Raw genomic sequence first — 16,571 nt, forward strand, 5'->3', positions numbered from 1 at the left:
CCTCATTGCTGCGCCAGCCAATCCGCCAACGTTTTCCGTGAAATCTTAATAGCGCCGTCGGTTAAATTTAACGGCAGATCATAACAGGCAACAGGCTGTTTAAATCGTTCCAACCGCCCTTGTAAAAATTCGCGCAGATTTTCCACCGCACTTTTGGATTTTTCCAACCACTCAATGATTGCAACCGGTCGCTGACCGAATTCCAAATCCGCCATAGGCAACACAAAAACCTGCTTAACTAAATCAGACTGCAATATCACCTTTTCAATCTCTTCCGGCTGAATATTTTCCCCACCGGAAATGAACATATTATCAATTCGCCCCGAAATCACAAGCTCGCCATTCTGCCATTGCCCTTTATCTTTGGTAGCAAACCAACCCTGTTCATTCAGTAGCGAAACAATTCTCCCCTGCTGCCAATAACCGAGTGCCAATCCCGCGCCACGTAGCCAAATTTCGCCATTTTGCAGGCAATATTCACGCCCGGCTAAGACGTTTCCCACACCATTTTTTTCGTCACTCTCTTTGGCAAACACTGTGGATGCCATTTCCGTCATACCGTAACCGCAATAGCTTTTAATACCCAACTGTTGCAACGCCCGGGTAAGCGTTAAGGAAATATGCGCGCCGCCAAGCAGCACCGCCTTGATTTGTAACGGCGCCGGGTTTTCCTGCAAATATTGCAACCAACGTTGAACCTGCGTCGGCACCAACGAGACATGGGTCACTTGATTCACTGCCGCATAAAAATCTTCACCGGGTAACACCAAGGTGGTGGCGCCGGTCAACCAACGCCACACAATCCCCTGTCCGGAGACATGGTATAAGGGCAAGGAAAGCAGCCACGAATCCGCTGCGTCAAAGTTCATTAACTCACACACGCCTCGGGCGTTATCCAAATGGGCTTGTACATTGTGCACTACGGCTTTCGGTAAGCCTGTGGAACCGGAAGTGAGCGTCATGGTGGCGGGTTGAGAAAAATCAATATCAACATCCGAGTAAGCGTGAATTTGATTTGCCTGTGCCATGGCGTCGTTCAGGGTTAAAAAACACTTGAAAATTGGACCGCACTTTTGTTGCTCGCTAGCAAATGCCTTCTGCTCTGCCGTAAAGTAAAAATCCGCATGATTAGATTGACAAAGAGCAATGCGTTTTTCCAACGGGAACATCGGATTAAGCATTAACACCCGCGCCCCCGTCTGAATCGCCGCCAAATAAAATAGCAGCAGTTCAAGACTATTTTTTCCGCATAGCGCGACACCACATTGTTTTTCTACGCCCAATTGCTGCAGATATGCGGAAATTTGTAGCGTTTTTTCAACCAGTTGGCGCCATGTAAAAGCGTCGCCTTGCAATACTTGCAAGGCGATTCGTTCGGAGAATAAAGAAGATTGTGCGAATTTGCTACCAAGAGCCATGAGATTTAATTTGCCGTAAAAAATAACCGCACTTGATCAATTAACGATTCCGGCAAGTGCATGGATTGCATCGCACCTTCCAGCATGAGCATTTTACGACCGCTGTTGGTATTGGTGATCACCCAATACGGCGTATCGGGAATTTGTTTCGGTTTGGTGTGATTGCCCGCCATCAGCAATGTGCCTTCATCTCTGGCAAAATACACGCGGGTGCGCCCTTGTAACGATTCGGTGGCAAGCGCAAATCCTTCCGGATTGGTGCGATACAAAATGGTCAAAATCGCTAAAAAACGAATAACCGCTTTGTTTTCCTGTTTGAATTCTTCGGAATGTAACAAGGTTTCCAATTTACTGATGGTTTTCTGCATCACTTCATCAGATTGTTTTCTCGTCACCGGCTTATTGATTTCTTCTTCAAAAATCGTGGTTTGTTCCGTTGCTTCTGCTTTGGCGTCTGATGGAGAGGTGACGATCGTCGGTTGATTTTCCGGTAAACTGAAATATGTGTTGTGCGGGGAAAGGTTTAATAAGCGCCGTAAAATATCGGATGCACTTTCGCCAATAGATTGCGTGTTACCGGCAATATATTGATAAAGTTCTTCGTCCACTTCGATAATTTTCATTTTCTCTCTCCACTTGCTTGATCTATTTAATCTTTTGGCACATTATAGCGAGCTATTAATAAATTCTCTAGCCAAAAATTTACCCGATGCAAAAATTACTCAAATTTCAATTTAATGAATTAAAACAAGCAATTAACAAGCCGACTTTGGTTTTTATTCACGGTTTATTCGGCGATATGAATAATTTGGGTATTATTGCCCGCGCATTTAGTGAAGATTATGCCATTTTACGGGTAGATTTGCGCAATCACGGCGCGAGCTTTCACAGTGAAGAAATGAACTATGATTTGATGGCGGAAGATGTGTTTCATGTCATTCAATCCTTATCACTGCGCGAAGTGATTTTGGTGGGGCATTCTATGGGCGGCAAAACCGCCATGGTACTGGCGGCGAATTCTCCTGATTTGGTAAAAGGACTGGTGGTGATTGATATTGCGCCCATTGCCTACGGCGAACATGGGCATGATGCGGTTTTCAACGGGTTATTTGCGGTGAAAAACACGCAGCCTCATACCCGTCAGGAAGCCAAACCAATTTTGGCACAACATATTTACGATGAAAGCGTGCAACAGTTTATGCTGAAGTCTTTTGATGCCACAAGCGTCGATTATTTTCGTTTTAATTTGACCGCACTTAAACGCAATTACCCTAACCTGATGGGATGGCAAACCCGCCACATTCAACAACCCTGCCTGTTCATTAAAGGTGGCAATTCGTCCTATATTCTGCCGGAATATGCCGATCGCATTTTGGCCCAATGCCCGCAGGCAAGTTCCTTCACCATTAACGGCAGCGATCACTGGGTACACGCCGAGAAACCACAATTTGTAATTCGTGCTATCACGAACTTTTTAAATAAAATTAATAGCGAATACAAGTCTAAATAGAGTTTCATTTAGTGCCAAATTTATGGTATAGTTCGACGCGGGTTTCACTGTGGCTTATCATTATCACTTTACAAATAATTCTCTTTATTGAAATGTGAATTGACAAACCAATAATCCACAATATAGCAAAACAAGATTCCGACTGTATTACTTTAGATTTATTTAGCGAGATCCGTAAAGTTAAGCATGCAAAAACCAATCTATTTTAGGCGGGAAAAACCAATTCGAAGTAATAAATGCTCTCAGTTAAAATGCGGTAAATCCTGTGGGTAAAAACGTGTGAAGCTAGAGTTGCACACGGGTTTGGTTCAGCAGTTATGAGGATGTGTGCCAACACGAAACCTAAACCGTTTCGAGTTAATCGTAACAGTTTTACAAGATGATTTTAGTGTTAAGAAGTTAAGAAAATAGGGAACAAAATGGCTGTTGTCGGCTTATTTTATGGTAGTGACACAGGCAATACGGAAAATATTGCCAAAATGATTCAAAAACAATTAGGTAGTGAATTAGTCGATATTCGCGACATCGCAAAAAGCAGCAAAGAAGATATTGAAGCTTACGACTTTCTGCTATTCGGTATCCCGACTTGGTATTATGGTGAAGCGCAATGCGACTGGGATGATTTCTTCCCGACATTGGAACAAATTGATTTTACGGATAAACTCGTAGCAATTTTCGGTTGTGGCGACCAAGAGGATTACGCAGATTATTTCTGTGATGCCATGGGAACAGTGCGCAACATTATTGAACCGCACGGCGCCATTATCGTAGGCAACTGGTCAACCGAGGGCTATAGTTTTGAATCTTCACAAGCATTAATCGACAATGATACCTTTGTCGGCTTGTGCATTGATGAAGATCGCCAGCCTGAATTAACATCCGAACGTGTAAATAAATGGGTTAAACAAGTCTATGAAGAGATGTGCTTAGCCGAATTAGCTTAATAGCAAAAAGGAGCTGTTATGTCTGAAGAAAATATTAAATTATTAAAAAAAGTAGGATTAAAAATTACCGAACCCCGTTTAACCATTCTCGCTTTAATGCAAAAACACAGAGAACACCATTTTTCTGCTGAAGACGTTTACAAAATGTTATTGGAAAATGGCGAAGACATCGGTCTAGCAACAGTATACCGTGTATTAAACCAGTTTGATGAAGCAAAGATTCTTATTCGCCATAACTTTGAAGGCAATAAATCAGTTTTCGAACTGGCGCCAACCCAACATCATGACCACATTATCTGCACCGATTGCGGCAAAGTCTTTGAATTCAATGACGAGTTAATCGAAAGTCGCCAAAAAGAAATCAGTAAACAACACGGTATTGAGCTTTCCAGTCACAACCTGTACCTTTACGGCAAGTGTAGCGACATTAATCATTGCGCAGAAAATAACAAAAAATAACCATGCAAAAGGCGGTCTCAAAACCGCCCTTTCTATCTCTGAAAACATCTGAAAAATCAACCGCACTTTTCGCCTATAAACCGAGATTTTTCTTAGGGAAAAGTACCTCTCCGTGCTATAATCACGCCAATTTTTCACTATTAAATTCAATCATTAGGAAATTCTAAATGTCTGATTTAATCCAAGATATTACGCCGGTAAGCCTTGAAGAAGAATTGAAATCTTCATACCTTGATTACGCCATGTCCGTTATTGTGGGGCGCGCCCTGCCCGATGTGCGTGACGGCTTAAAACCGGTACACCGCCGCGTGTTATTTGCGATGCATGAAGGGGGCAATCTCTACAACAAACCTTATCGTAAATCCGCCCGTATCGTCGGTGACGTGATCGGTAAATACCACCCGCACGGCGACAGCGCGGTATATGACACGTTAGTACGTATGGCGCAGCCGTTCTCCTTACGTTATATGTTGGTGGACGGGCAAGGTAACTTTGGTTCGGTGGACGGCGACGCGCCGGCGGCAATGCGTTATACGGAAGCCCGTATGACCAAAATCGCCCACGAATTATTGGCTGATTTAGACAAAGAAACCGTCAATTTCGTGCCAAACTACGATGGTTCCGAAATGATTCCCGAAGTGCTGCCGACCAAAGTCCCGGCGCTATTGGTAAACGGTTCCTCCGGGATTGCAGTGGGGATGGCAACCAACATTCCGCCACACAACTTGGGCGAAGTGTTGGACGGCTGTCTGGCTTATATCGAAAATAACGACATTACCATTGATGAATTAATGAGCCACATTCCCGGCCCGGATTTCCCGACGGCGGCATTGATCAACGGACGTAAAGGCATTGAAGAAGCCTATAAAACCGGACGCGGAAAAATTTACGTACGCGCCCGCGCAGAAATCGAAACCGATGAAAAAGGCCGTGAAAGCATCATCGTGAACGAAATTCCGTATCAAGTGAACAAAGCGAAACTCATCGAAAAAATTGCCGATTTCGTCAAAGACAAAAAAATTGAGGGGATCAGCGGGTTGCGCGATGAATCCGACAAAGACGGTATGCGCATCGTCATCGAAATCAAACGTGATGCGGTCGGCGAAGTGGTGTTAAATAACCTGTATGCGTTGACACAAATGCAAGTCACTTTAGGGATTAATATTGTCGCACTTGACCACGGTCAGCCCAAACTATTGAATTTAAAACAGCTCATTGAGGCGTTCGTATTACACCGCCGCGAAGTGGTGACCCGTCGTACGATTTTTGAATTACGCAAAGCCCGTGAACGTACGCACATCTTAGAAGGCTTGGCGATTGCCTTGGCAAACGTCGATCCGATTATCGAATTAATCCGCAAAGCACCAAATCCGGAAAACGCCAAACGTGAATTGCTCACCCATCCATGGCAGCTGGGTCATGTCGCCGATATGTTGGCGGCAAGCGGTGTCGATGCCGCTCGTCCGGAAGATTTGGACGAACAATATGGCATTCGTGACGGTTTATATTATTTAACCGAAGTGCAAGCACAAGCCATTTTAGATTTACGTTTGCAAAAATTAACCAATTTAGGTCACGATGAAATCCTGGACGAATACAAAAAATTATTGGATGCCATCGGTAAATTATTGTACATCTTGCGTAGCCCTGAGCGTTTAATGGAAGTGATTCGTGAAGAATTGGAGCAAATCCGCGAGCAATTTAACGATCCGCGCAGAACCGAAATCACGGCGGCTTCCGGCGATATAAATCTGGAAGATTTGATTGCCCAAGAAGATGTGGTGGTGACCCTTTCCCACGAAGGTTATGTGAAATATCAACCGATTACCGACTACGAAGCACAGCGTCGTGGTGGTAAAGGTAAATCCGCAACCAAAATGAAAGAAGAAGATTTTATCGAAAAATTACTGGTTGCCAACACCCACGATACCATTCTCTGCTTCTCCAGCCGCGGACGTTTATACTGGCTGAAAGTATATCAACTACCGCAAGCCAGCCGTGGCGCGCGCGGACGACCAATCGTGAATATTTTGCCGTTAAATGAAAATGAACGGATCACCGCTATTCTACCGGTCGCCGCCTACGAGGAAGACAAATTCGTCGTCATGGCAACCGCCGGTGGGATTGTGAAGAAAATCGCATTAACAGAATTCAGCCGTCCGCGTTCCAGCGGGATTATCGCCCTTAACTTGCGTGATGAAGATGAGTTAATCGGCGTGGATATTACCGACGGCAGCAATGAAATCATGTTGTTCTCCTCTCAAGGTCGCGTGGTGCGCTTCAGCGAATCCGCCGTGCGTGCTATGGGGCGCTTGGCAACGGGTGTGCGCGGGATCAAACTCGCCTTAACCAATGATCTGAATGACGACGAAAGTGCGGTGGAAATTGAAGACGTTTCTGATGATAACGCAGAAGAAACCTTGGATTTAAATATCGACAAAGTCGTTTCTTTAGTCATTCCGAAAAACAACGGCGAAATTCTCACCGCAACGCAGAATGGCTACGGTAAACGGACGAAACTGGATGAGTATCCGACCAAATCCCGCAACACTAAAGGGGTGATTTCCATTAAAGTGAGTGAGCGTAACGGCAAAGTCGTGGCGGCGGCACAAGTGGAAGAAAACGACCAAATCATGTTAATCACCGATGCAGGCACCCTTGTTCGCACCCGAGTAAGCGAAGTCAGCATCGTTGGACGTAACACCCAAGGCGTTCGCTTAATCCGCACCAGCGAAGCAGAACACGTTGTGAGTTTAGAACGTATCTGCGAAGTGGATGACGAAGAAAGTGAAAATCCGACAGAAAGTGCGGTAGAAAATAACGAAGAATAACAAGATTAGGTTATTTCTATTTTAAGGCAGTAGTGTTTTACTACTGCCTTTACTATTGGAGTGAAAAATGGGTATTTATCTGGTTTATTTGCACATTGTTTGTGCTTTTCTAAGTTTAGGGTTGTTAATTGTGCGTGGGGCAATGCAGTTAACACAGAAAAACTGGCGCGCGGTAAAACTCTTGAAAATCCTACCGCACTTAACGGACACCCTGCTTATTTTGAGCGGTGTCGCCATGTTATTTGTGTTCAACTACGGCTTACCAATTTGGATCATAGTGAAAATTTTACTGCTTGCAGGCTACATTGTCTTCTCGGCAAAATTCTTCAGTAAAAAACAATCTCAAATTCGACCGCACTTTTTCTTCTTCGCCCTTGCGGCACTGACTGCCACGATGTTATTAGGCTACTTTCACTAGAAACAAAAAGTGGGCTCAAACCCACTTTTTGTTTTAACCTCCCGCCAACTTTACTTTAAAGCCTTTTTGCTCCAGTAGTTGTTTCAGCAAATCACGCTTTTCGCCTTGAATTTCAATGGTGTGATTTTTCACCGCACCACCGCAGCCACAGCGTTTTTTTAATTCCGCCGCCAAGGCTTTCAACTCAGGCTCAGCCAGTCCAAGCCCGTTAATAATACTTACACCACTTCCTTTCCGTCCAGTTTTTTGCAGCTGAATACGCACAATACCGTCGCCCTGCGGAATTGGTTCCTGCGGTTTGTCGGCTTGAATACGTCCGACGTCGGTGGAATACACTAAATGACTTGTCATACGTATCACGCAATAGACGCATTAATGGCGTTTAACACTTCTGCCGGGTTTTCCGCCTGGGTAATTGGACGACCAATCACTAAATAATCGGAACCGGAACGAATTGCTGCCGCCGGTGTCATCACGCGGCGTTGATCACCCAAATCGGTACCAATCGGACGAATTCCCGGTGTCACCAGCAGGAAGTTCTCACCGCAATTACGACGCAAAATTTCCACTTCTTGCGGTGAACAAACCACGCCGTCCAGACCGGCTCGTTGGGTCAAATGCGCCAAACGAATAACTTGTTCCATGGGTGAGGCGTTAATGCCGATTTGCAATAAATCCAAATCTTCCATGCTGGTCAGCACGGTAACGCCAATTAGCAACGGAGCATCTTTGCCATAAGGCTCGAGGATTTTCTTGGCTTCTTCCATCATACGCAAACCGCCGCTGGCATGTAAATCCACCATCCAAACGCCTAAATCGGCCGCAGAACGCACCGCTCTTGCTACCGTGTTCGGAATATCATGGAATTTTAAATCAAGGAAAACATCAAAATGACGCTTATGTAACTGCTTTACAAAATTCGTGCCAAGCGTCGTAAACATTTCCTTTCCGACTTTTAAACGGCATGAATTCGGATCCAGTTGGTCAACCAAAGCCAAGGCTTCAGCTTCCCTTTCATAATCCAATGCAATAATGACTTTATTCGTCATATTTTTCTCCTTATAAAGCAAAGTCACGGTTAATTATGTTCAATCGCATTAACCGGTTTAATGGTTTCCCATTGACGACAGGAAGGACAGCACCACATTAATTTATGGGTTTGAAAGCCGCAATTGCTACAGCGGTAATCAAAAGTCTGTTTAATCCGCTCACCTACCATTTTATGCAATAAAATCAAGCTGTCTTTGCCTCTGCCCTGCTCTGCATCATCAATTTGATATTGGATAAACCGATGAAAAATCGGCGTGCTCGGATTTTGTTGCAATTGTTGGTATAACTTCAATTGGGCGGCAGAATAACCGTCTTTTTCTTCAATCAGTTCTGCAAGCATTAACACCACTGCGCTGTTGTTATTTTGGCGGCTGGCTTTGATTAAGAATAGCTCAAAATTATCTAACAGATTTAATTTTTGATAACAATGTTTCAACGCCGGCAAGGCTTCACTAATATACGCCGGGCTCTGATTTAAAATTTCTTCTAAAAAACCGACCGCACTTTTATAGTTTTCTTGTTGAATTGCCAAGTCCGCCAACATCATTGAAGCACGAACGCAATTCGGAGAGACTTTAAGCGCTTGCAATAAGATTTGCTGCCGATTTTCTTTACTGTCTGCCGGCAAATGTTGCACATATTCACAATAATACTGCGCCAGTTCCACATTATTGGCTTTCGGTGCTATTTTTGCCAGTTTCTCCGCCACATTAATGGCTTTTTTCCACTCTTTGGTTTTCTGGTAGATCACCGTCAGTTGTTGTAACGCGCCTTCGGCAAACTCCGGCTCATCTACCATTAAAATATACAGATTTTCCGCCCGATCAAAAAAACCGACGGTCATAAAATCTTTGGCTAATTGTTGTTTGGCTAACAGTTTTTGTTCAAAAGAATAATGAGGGCTGTTATCGAGGGCTTGATGGATACGCAACGCACGATCCACTTCGCCACGGGAGCGAAATAAATTCCCTAAAGTTAATTCCGCTTCAAATTGTGAGGTGCTATCGATTTCATTCTCAGTTTCCTGCTTTTGCAGCATATCCAAAAATAAATCAACAGCTTTTTCCGTTTGATTGGCAAGTAAAAAATTCACCCCGGTGACATAATCCCGAGAAAGCTTGTTGCTGACATCATCCTGATCTTTTTTAGCACTACGGTGCCCCATATACCAACCGTACGCGGCGGCTATCGGCAAAAGAAGGAAGAGGAGTTCAAGCATTATTGAGAAACCTTATCTCTGCTGGTCGTTAATTCGTTGATTTGTTGCGTTTGGCGTTTGATTTGGCGATTCAGCGCAATATTTTTTAACTTTAATTTGAGATAGAAGAATCCGGTGATAAACCACCCTAGAATTAATCCCAGGCCGAATAAAATAGCAACTAAGGTAGAAAGCTGGAATTGGCTTTGCGCCACAATATAATTAAAGGTAATGATTTGATCATTGTTGGCACCAATGGTAACGGCAACCAGCACAATGGCTAAGGTAATGATCAATCCCAAAATATATTTAATCATTTGTTTCTCCTTTAGATAAATGTGTGAGCATTATGCCAAAAATACATATAAAAAACGACACTTAGAAGTGCCGTTATGAAAAGTTAGTTAGTAAAAAATTATGCTGCATAAACGTCGACACGTTCTCTTAATTCTTTGCCTGCCTTAAAATATGGCACACATTTGGCATCCAATTTTACTTGTTCGCCGGTTTTAGGATTACGTCCGATGCGCGGTTGGCGACAATGCAAAGAAAAACTACCGAAACCACGCACTTCTATACGTTCGCCATGTTCTAACACATATGACATTTGCTCTAAAATTGCTTTTACCGCTTCTTCAACATGCTTAACAGGAATGTTGCTGTTTTTTTGCACCAGAAGTTCAATAAGTTCTGACTTTGTCATATATTCTCCTAACTCTTTATGACCGGCATATTGCTATGCCGGTTTATTAGTAAAAAGTGAATTATTCACCTTTAGCGGCTTTGAAAGCTTCTGCCATTGCATTTGGAATAGCAACATCTTCTTGCTTATTCACGCTTGCAACTGCCGCGGCTTCTTCAGCTTGATCTTTCGCACGAACAGATAAATGAACGATACGGGCTTTACGATCTACGCCTGTGTATTTCGCTTCAACAACATCGCCGGCAACCACTTCGTTAGTTAAATCAGCCGCGCGGATATAACCTTCAACACCGCCGTCTAATTCAACTTTAGCGCCTTTAGCGTCTGCTTCAACAACTTTAGCGTTTAATACTGCGCCTTTTTTGTTGATTGCAACGAAGTTATTGAACGGATCTTCTTCAAGTTGTTTGATACCTAAAGAAATACGTTCTTTCACTGCGTCCACTTGCAATACAACGGCAGCGACTTCGTCACCTTTCTTGTAGTTGCGTACGGCTTCTTCGCCTTGAACATTCCAAGAAATATCGGACAAGTGAACCAAACCGTCGATACCGCCTTCTAAGCCGATGAAGATACCGAAGTCGGTGATGGATTTGATTTTACCGACAACTTTGTCACCTTTGTTGTGGGTTTCGGCGAATTGTGTCCATGGGTTAGGTTTGCATTGTTTTAAACCTAAAGAAATACGACGACGTTCTTCATCGATTTCCAGTACCATCACTTCAACAACATCACCTAAGCTAACCACTTTAGATGGGTGAATGTTTTTGTTAGTCCAATCCATTTCGGAAACGTGAACCAAACCTTCAACACCGTCTAAAATTTCAACGAAACAGCCGTAGTCGGTTAAGTTAGTCACTTTACCGGTTAATTTGCTGTTTACCGGGTGATTTTCAGCGATTGCCGCCCAAGGATCTTGACCTAATTGTTTTAAGCCTAAAGATACACGGGTACGATCTTTGTCGAATTTCAATACCTTAACAGTGATTTCATCACCAACATTAACGATTTCACTTGGGTGTTTAACACGTTTCCAAGCCATGTCGGTAATGTGTAATAAACCGTCAACACCGCCTAAATCAACGAACGCACCGTAGTCGGTTAAGTTTTTAACGGTACCTTTAACTTCTGCACCTTCAGACAAGTTCGCCAATACTTCTTCGCGATCTTGGCTGCTTTCGGATTCGATAACGGCACGGCGGGAAACAACAACGTTGTTACGTTTTTGATCAAGTTTGATTACTTTGAATTCTAATTCTTTGCCAAGTAAGTGATCTGCATCACGAACAGGACGGGTATCAACCAATGAACCCGGTAAGAATGCGCGAACACCGCTTAACTCAACTGTGAAGCCACCTTTAACTTTACCGTTAACCAAACCAAGAACAGTCGCTTGTTCGTCGTATGCTTTTTCCAATACAATCCAAGCTTCGTTGCGTTTTGCATCAGCACGGGAAGCTACAGTTTCACCGAAACCGTCATCCACCGCTTTAAGCACGACATCAACAACATCACCCACTTGAACTTCCAATTCACCTTGTGCATTAAAAAATTCTTCGGCAGGAATAGCTGATTCGGATTTAGATCCAGTATCTACAAGTACGAAGCCTTTTTGGATAGCAACGATGGTACCTTTAACGACCGCACCTTGACGGGTTTCAAGGTCTTTCAATGATTCTTCAAAGAGTTGAGCAAAAGATTCTGTCATAATTAATCTTCAATTTTAAGTAAATAACGTCCACTTCTAATCCATAAAAAGTGGGGCTGATAATAAAGTTCATTCATCCATGAACAAACCGTGAAATTTAAGCTTTAATATCAATACGTTGCTGAATATAATCGAGCGCCTGACGAATCACTTCATCAATACTCAATGCGGTGCTATCAAGTAAAAACGCATCACCAGCAGGTTTTAAAGGAGCGACGGCACGATTTCTATCGCGCAAATCACGCGCTTTTATCTCGGCTAAAATCTGTGCAAAGTTACCACTAATCCCTTTATTTTGCAACTGGTTATAACGTCTTTTTGCACGTTCCTCCGCGCTGGCGTCTAAAAATAATTTGACTTGCGCTTCGGGGAACACCACCGTGCCCATATCCCGACCGTCCGCGATCAAGCCTTTTTCCGTTGCAAAATCGCGCTGACGTTGCAGTAACGCCGCCCGTACCTGCGGGAACACCGCGACTTTTGAGGCGGCATCGGCAACCTCCTGCGTACGAATCTGGCCGCTGACATTTTCACCATTGAGTAAAATTTGTATTTCACCGTCTTGCGCCACAAATTCAATGTGTAAATGTTGTGCCAACTCGGCAAGCGCAGATTCATCCGCCAAATCCACCGCACTTTTTAGCGCCGCTAACGCCGTCACACGATAAATCGCACCGGAATCCAACAAGGTAAAGCCCAGTTTTTCCGCCAACGCATAACATAATGTGCCTTTACCGGCGCCGCTCGGGCCGTCCACCGTAATAATTTTATTCATGATTTTCTCTATTAAAAAGGGATTGAATTTCTGTCGTCATTTTGTCGAACATATCGTAACGTTTGCGATACATAGAACGTTTTTTACTCTGGATTTCTTCTAACGGACGACGTTCAAGTGCGGTCGGAATTTGCCAATAATTTTCCGCTAATTTGCCCTCGTTTTCCTGCCAAAATTCATCATAGTTAAACAACAATTTCGCCGAATCGTTCCAACGGTATTTCGCCTGACGCTTATGCGGAATGCCTTGCAAGCGACAATGTAATACTTCCGCCAATACCTTAAACGCATTCACCAACATAAACATCGGGCGCACGCCATGCAATGCTTTTGTTGCCTGACGCACCAAATCCTGCGCTTCATCGCCTTTTGGTCCCTGAATGGAAGCGATCAATACGCGATTATTCGCTAAAAAGGTAAAACCGGCAGAATAAATGCTGCGTTGATTTGCATCTGTTAAACCCATGGCAAAAAAACCTTCGTAAGGGTCGATATGATTCAGCGTTAAATTTAACGCTAACTCATCGGTTAACTGTGATAGCAATACCGGCTGTTGCGCGATTAACGTTTCGCATAACGCCTTACCGAATTGTTTTTCCGCCACGGCAAAATTGGTTTCAATCGCCTGTAAGCGCTGAGTTACGTTAAAACCTTTATCGCAATATTGGCTCAATAACGTATTCACCCGATAAGGATGCTGCGTAAAAATCGGCTGCCACAAGGTATTGTCGTGAATAAACTTGACCAACGCCGAACATTGCCCGACAAAAAACAAACGACGCGCCCCATAGCGCAACCCTTCCCGCAATAATTTTAATTTACGTTTTTCAACGGGAAACATTTCATGAAATGTCGGAAAATGGAACGTTGCCACCATAAACCCCATAAAAATCGATTCAATAAATTAAGCGCCAGATTATAGCAAAAAGCCTTGTTATTTTAAATGCGCCCATGCGCCGTAAAAACACGAGGAAAAACCACCGCACTTAATCTGTCACTTCACTAAAACATGAACTCAATTAATTAACTAAAAAGCTACCCTGGATATTTCGCTACGGAAGGTAGTCAAAGTTACAAAATTTTGTATCAAATATTTTATAAATTTATTCTTTACATTAAACCAAACAAAAATATAATGCGAATCGTTTTTATCTATGGCCAGAATCTGAGGAAATACTATGTATAAAAAAACCAAGATCGCATTTTTCATTTGTACGGCGCTGTATGCACAGCATGTTCTTTCGGAAGAAAAATCAACAAATAAATCCAATATGTTACCGGAAATTATAGTATACGGAGATAGTAATAAATCCCTTTCCTCCACCCAGGCTGTTACTTCCAATGAAATGGAAAAAATACCGACAACCAATAATAACATCACCGATTATCTACGTTCCAACCCGCACATTCGTTATGAAGACAGCGACCAAGATGGTTTTCAACGTGGCGAAATTAAGCCGCAAAATATCTCAATTAATGGAGCCGATGCAAACCAAACTGCTTACTTTGTCGATAACGTAAACGTAAATAATGATTTAACCGTCGATAACGAAATCTTTGATGGAGCCATGCAGGTTGTTCCGGGTATTAGTAATACGCAAGCTTATTTTTTTGATGCATCTATGCTATCAAAAGTCGAAGTTCACGATAGCAACATTTCCGCAAGTTTAGGTGGTTTCATGGGAGGTGCAGTCGTAGCTAAAACCAAACAATATAATGGTAAAGACGGTGTTTCACTAAAATATCGCACCACCAACTCCGGTTGGGCAAAAATTAATGCAGATAGCTCAGCAAAAACTCTTTTAGATAAAATTAGGCCTGATGCAGGCGGTGTTGCCGAATTTCAACCTAAATACCATAAACAGACGTTCAGCATCATGGCAGAAAAAGGCTTAACGGAAAATTTGGGCATGGTGATCGGTTACAGTAAACGCCACGCCCGCATTCAACAGAATAGATTAATTGGTTATGCTCCCGACGCTAAATTAGACAAACAAAATCATAAACGCGATTCAGATAATTTATTGTTGAACTTCAATTTGGCGGCAAGTGAAAAAGATCGTTTTGAACTGGGCTTCCGTTATTCTAATTATAAAGAACAAAAATATTATGCTACTAATATTGATAGTAACGTCAGTGATTATCATCAAGCCCTCGGTTCAACATTAGCTTGGGTACATTCTTTTAATTCAGGCATTTTGACAAATACACTTGCTTACGATCACTTTAAAGACAAGCGGAAATCCTCCTCTGCCAATGTTGAAATCGTTTCTGTTTTCGATGAAAACTTTGATCCGCTTTATGATTATGAAAAAGGTGGTTATGGTAATAGTTCTCTTACGCAAGACAACATTCATTTCTCCACAGAATTTGCCGTAGATCCCTTTAATTTAGGTTTTGCCAACCATTCTATTTCTATAGGTGGAATTTATCAGGCAACCCATTATAAATTTAACCGCCCGCAGGATGTACATTCCAAAATTATTCAAAAATATCCTAACCTTAGCCCAATTGAGACAACAAATATTACCCACCAAGGTAATGCCCAAACCCGTTATCAAAACTTTGTTTTTTATACCGAAGATTTAATTAAGTGGAAAAAATTGGAGCTACGCCCGGGTGTACGTATTGAACGTGATGACTATCTACAAAACAATAATATCGCCCCGCGTTTTGTTGCACGCTATAAGCCGTGGGAGGAAACCGGGTTCACATTAGGTTTAAATCGCTATTATGGACGCTCTTTCGCTTCATTAAAACTAACGAATGAGATTTTAAAAATAAACCGTGATACCAGTCGTAAATACCAAGAATTTCATTCCTTAAAAACCCCTTACGCTGATGAACTTAGTATCGGTTTTGATCAAGAATTCAATAATCTGGCATTTAAACTTAATTATATTCATCGCAAAAATAAAAATCGTATTGTGCTAAAACGTGATGCCAATAAAGTTAATTTTTATCATAACGGCAGTGACTTCAGCGTCGACGTTTACACTTTCCAAATGAATAATATTGAACCTTGGCAATTGGGTAAAAGCTACTGGACAAGCTCTCTGGGATTTGATTGGTTAAAAACCAAACGGGCGGATATAGGTCGAGATCTTGATCCCAATGAATTAGTTTATCTCGATGGTAAATTACTTACCCGCAGAGAAATGCTGAACAAAGTCAATAGTTCTACAGAAGACTGGATTGCTCGCTTCGGCTTGGATATGGCAATCCCCGATTACAACATCACTTGGTCAAACAAATTGTATATAAAAGCACCGATTCGCAGTTATGACGTTTTGGAAGGTGATTTTAACGACGGAATTTCCCGTTATCGTTCTTATCACTACGGCCGACACACCCAATGGGACAGTAGTATTCGTTGGCAACCGACCATTACCGGTAATCACAGTATTTATTTGCAAGTTGACATACTAAATGTATTAAATAAAACCCGTAAATCAAAAACCGTAAAACCAATTTCAAGTAACGATGAATACGGTATTTACACGCCCGGCCGCGAGTTTTGGCTGGAAGTCGGCTACAAATTCTAGTTCATAATAATT

Annotated in this window: 16 protein-coding genes; 6 read left to right on the forward strand and 10 right to left on the reverse strand. The window is 42.7% G+C overall.

Going from position 1 to position 16,571, the window contains the following annotated elements:
• Positions 1 to 2 precede the first annotated feature (2 nt).
• Both menE and seqA read right to left on the reverse strand, forming a co-directional pair.
• Positions 3 to 1,418: an o-succinylbenzoate--CoA ligase gene (gene menE / locus LIN98_RS08640; protein WP_005568366.1), complete on the reverse strand. Its 1,416-nt coding sequence runs from the start codon at positions 1,416 to 1,418 to the stop codon at positions 3 to 5.
• A 5-nt stretch (positions 1,419 to 1,423) separates the two neighbouring features.
• Positions 1,424 to 2,041, reverse strand: a complete 618-nt coding sequence (gene seqA, locus LIN98_RS08645; RefSeq protein ID WP_005547928.1) for a replication initiation negative regulator SeqA — start codon at positions 2,039 to 2,041, stop codon at positions 1,424 to 1,426.
• An 86-nt stretch (positions 2,042 to 2,127) separates the two neighbouring features.
• Here seqA and LIN98_RS08650 point away from each other — a divergent pair, with 86 nt between their 5' ends.
• The 5 genes from LIN98_RS08650 to LIN98_RS08675 all read left to right on the forward strand — a co-directional run bounded on the left by LIN98_RS08650 (position 2,128) and on the right by LIN98_RS08675 (position 7,580).
• On the forward strand, positions 2,128 to 2,928 hold the full coding sequence (locus tag LIN98_RS08650) for an alpha/beta fold hydrolase (protein ID WP_005568364.1): 801 nt from the start codon (positions 2,128 to 2,130) through the stop codon (positions 2,926 to 2,928).
• Between the two features lie 419 nt (positions 2,929 to 3,347).
• Positions 3,348 to 3,872 carry a flavodoxin FldA gene (gene fldA / locus LIN98_RS08660; protein ID WP_005547930.1) on the forward strand — a complete coding sequence of 175 codons (525 nt, stop codon included), beginning with the start codon at positions 3,348 to 3,350 and terminating at the stop codon, positions 3,870 to 3,872.
• An 18-nt stretch (positions 3,873 to 3,890) separates the two neighbouring features.
• Positions 3,891 to 4,331, forward strand: coding sequence for a ferric iron uptake transcriptional regulator (gene fur, locus LIN98_RS08665; RefSeq protein ID WP_005540878.1), 441 nt, complete (start codon positions 3,891 to 3,893; stop codon positions 4,329 to 4,331).
• 167 nt (positions 4,332 to 4,498) lie between these two features.
• On the forward strand, positions 4,499 to 7,162 hold the full coding sequence (gene gyrA, locus LIN98_RS08670; protein ID WP_005571372.1) for a DNA topoisomerase (ATP-hydrolyzing) subunit A: 2,664 nt from the start codon (positions 4,499 to 4,501) through the stop codon (positions 7,160 to 7,162).
• 67 nt (positions 7,163 to 7,229) lie between these two features.
• Positions 7,230 to 7,580 (forward strand): SirB2 family protein, encoded by a 351-nt coding sequence (locus tag LIN98_RS08675; protein WP_005540872.1) that lies wholly within the window; start codon positions 7,230 to 7,232, stop codon positions 7,578 to 7,580.
• Between the two features lie 33 nt (positions 7,581 to 7,613).
• Here the strand turns inward: LIN98_RS08675 and yciH are convergent, their stop codons facing one another.
• From yciH to LIN98_RS08715, 8 genes are all read right to left on the reverse strand, one after another.
• Positions 7,614 to 7,931: a stress response translation initiation inhibitor YciH gene (gene yciH, locus LIN98_RS08680; RefSeq protein ID WP_014167881.1), complete on the reverse strand. Its 318-nt coding sequence runs from the start codon at positions 7,929 to 7,931 to the stop codon at positions 7,614 to 7,616.
• A 5-nt stretch (positions 7,932 to 7,936) separates the two neighbouring features.
• Entirely contained in the window at positions 7,937 to 8,629 is a 693-nt protein-coding gene (gene pyrF / locus LIN98_RS08685; RefSeq protein ID WP_005547935.1) for an orotidine-5'-phosphate decarboxylase, read from the reverse strand.
• Between the two features lie 29 nt (positions 8,630 to 8,658).
• Complete coding sequence (gene lapB / locus LIN98_RS08690) at positions 8,659 to 9,849, reverse strand: lipopolysaccharide assembly protein LapB (RefSeq protein WP_005547936.1); 1,191 nt, start codon at positions 9,847 to 9,849, stop codon at positions 8,659 to 8,661.
• A complete protein-coding gene (locus LIN98_RS08695; protein WP_005540864.1) occupies positions 9,849 to 10,145 on the reverse strand; it encodes a LapA family protein in 297 nt (98 codons plus the stop codon). Before LIN98_RS08695 ends, lapB begins: the two co-directional genes overlap by 1 nt.
• Positions 10,146 to 10,243: 98 nt before the next feature.
• Positions 10,244 to 10,531, reverse strand: a complete 288-nt coding sequence (locus tag LIN98_RS08700; RefSeq protein WP_005540862.1) for an integration host factor subunit beta — start codon at positions 10,529 to 10,531, stop codon at positions 10,244 to 10,246.
• A 61-nt stretch (positions 10,532 to 10,592) separates the two neighbouring features.
• Positions 10,593 to 12,239 (reverse strand): 30S ribosomal protein S1, encoded by a 1,647-nt coding sequence (gene rpsA, locus LIN98_RS08705; protein WP_005540860.1) that lies wholly within the window; start codon positions 12,237 to 12,239, stop codon positions 10,593 to 10,595.
• Positions 12,240 to 12,336: 97 nt separating this feature from the next.
• A complete protein-coding gene (gene cmk / locus LIN98_RS08710) occupies positions 12,337 to 13,017 on the reverse strand; it encodes a (d)CMP kinase (protein WP_187370350.1) in 681 nt (226 codons plus the stop codon).
• Positions 13,007 to 13,900, reverse strand: a complete 894-nt coding sequence (locus tag LIN98_RS08715; protein WP_148321806.1) for a VirK/YbjX family protein — start codon at positions 13,898 to 13,900, stop codon at positions 13,007 to 13,009. The genes cmk and LIN98_RS08715 overlap by 11 nt, the downstream gene beginning before the upstream one ends.
• Before the next feature lie 292 nt (positions 13,901 to 14,192).
• Between LIN98_RS08715 and LIN98_RS08720 the strand changes: the two genes are divergently transcribed.
• The gene (locus LIN98_RS08720) at positions 14,193 to 16,559 is read left to right on the forward strand and encodes a TonB-dependent receptor plug domain-containing protein (RefSeq protein ID WP_005565171.1); all 2,367 of its coding nucleotides are present in this window, start codon (positions 14,193 to 14,195) and stop codon (positions 16,557 to 16,559) included.
• The last annotated feature ends 12 nt before the right edge of the window (positions 16,560 to 16,571 follow it).

Source organism: Aggregatibacter actinomycetemcomitans, from assembly GCF_023518055.1.
Lineage (GTDB): Bacteria > Pseudomonadota > Gammaproteobacteria > Enterobacterales > Pasteurellaceae > Aggregatibacter > Aggregatibacter actinomycetemcomitans.

What these genes read in the sequence shown, in the direction of transcription:
- lapB (WP_005547936.1), bottom strand. Translation starts at nt 9,849, where the DNA reads ATGCTTGAACTCCTCTTCCTTCTTTTGCCGATAGCCGCCGCGTACGGT.
- LIN98_RS08695 (WP_005540864.1), bottom strand. Translation starts at nt 10,145, where the DNA reads ATGATTAAATATATTTTGGGATTGATCATTACCTTAGCCATTGTGCTG.
- rpsA (WP_005540860.1), bottom strand. Translation starts at nt 12,239, where the DNA reads ATGACAGAATCTTTTGCTCAACTCTTTGAAGAATCATTGAAAGACCTT.
- gyrA (WP_005571372.1), top strand. Translation starts at nt 4,499, where the DNA reads ATGTCTGATTTAATCCAAGATATTACGCCGGTAAGCCTTGAAGAAGAA.
- pyrF (WP_005547935.1), bottom strand. Translation starts at nt 8,629, where the DNA reads ATGACGAATAAAGTCATTATTGCATTGGATTATGAAAGGGAAGCTGAA.
- yciH (WP_014167881.1), bottom strand. Translation starts at nt 7,931, where the DNA reads ATGACAAGTCATTTAGTGTATTCCACCGACGTCGGACGTATTCAAGCC.
- menE (WP_005568366.1), bottom strand. Translation starts at nt 1,418, where the DNA reads ATGGCTCTTGGTAGCAAATTCGCACAATCTTCTTTATTCTCCGAACGA.
- LIN98_RS08650 (WP_005568364.1), top strand. Translation starts at nt 2,128, where the DNA reads ATGCAAAAATTACTCAAATTTCAATTTAATGAATTAAAACAAGCAATT.
- fldA (WP_005547930.1), top strand. Translation starts at nt 3,348, where the DNA reads ATGGCTGTTGTCGGCTTATTTTATGGTAGTGACACAGGCAATACGGAA.
- fur (WP_005540878.1), top strand. Translation starts at nt 3,891, where the DNA reads ATGTCTGAAGAAAATATTAAATTATTAAAAAAAGTAGGATTAAAAATT.
- LIN98_RS08675 (WP_005540872.1), top strand. Translation starts at nt 7,230, where the DNA reads ATGGGTATTTATCTGGTTTATTTGCACATTGTTTGTGCTTTTCTAAGT.
- LIN98_RS08700 (WP_005540862.1), bottom strand. Translation starts at nt 10,531, where the DNA reads ATGACAAAGTCAGAACTTATTGAACTTCTGGTGCAAAAAAACAGCAAC.
- LIN98_RS08720 (WP_005565171.1), top strand. Translation starts at nt 14,193, where the DNA reads ATGTATAAAAAAACCAAGATCGCATTTTTCATTTGTACGGCGCTGTAT.
- LIN98_RS08715 (WP_148321806.1), bottom strand. Translation starts at nt 13,900, where the DNA reads ATGGGGTTTATGGTGGCAACGTTCCATTTTCCGACATTTCATGAAATG.
- seqA (WP_005547928.1), bottom strand. Translation starts at nt 2,041, where the DNA reads ATGAAAATTATCGAAGTGGACGAAGAACTTTATCAATATATTGCCGGT.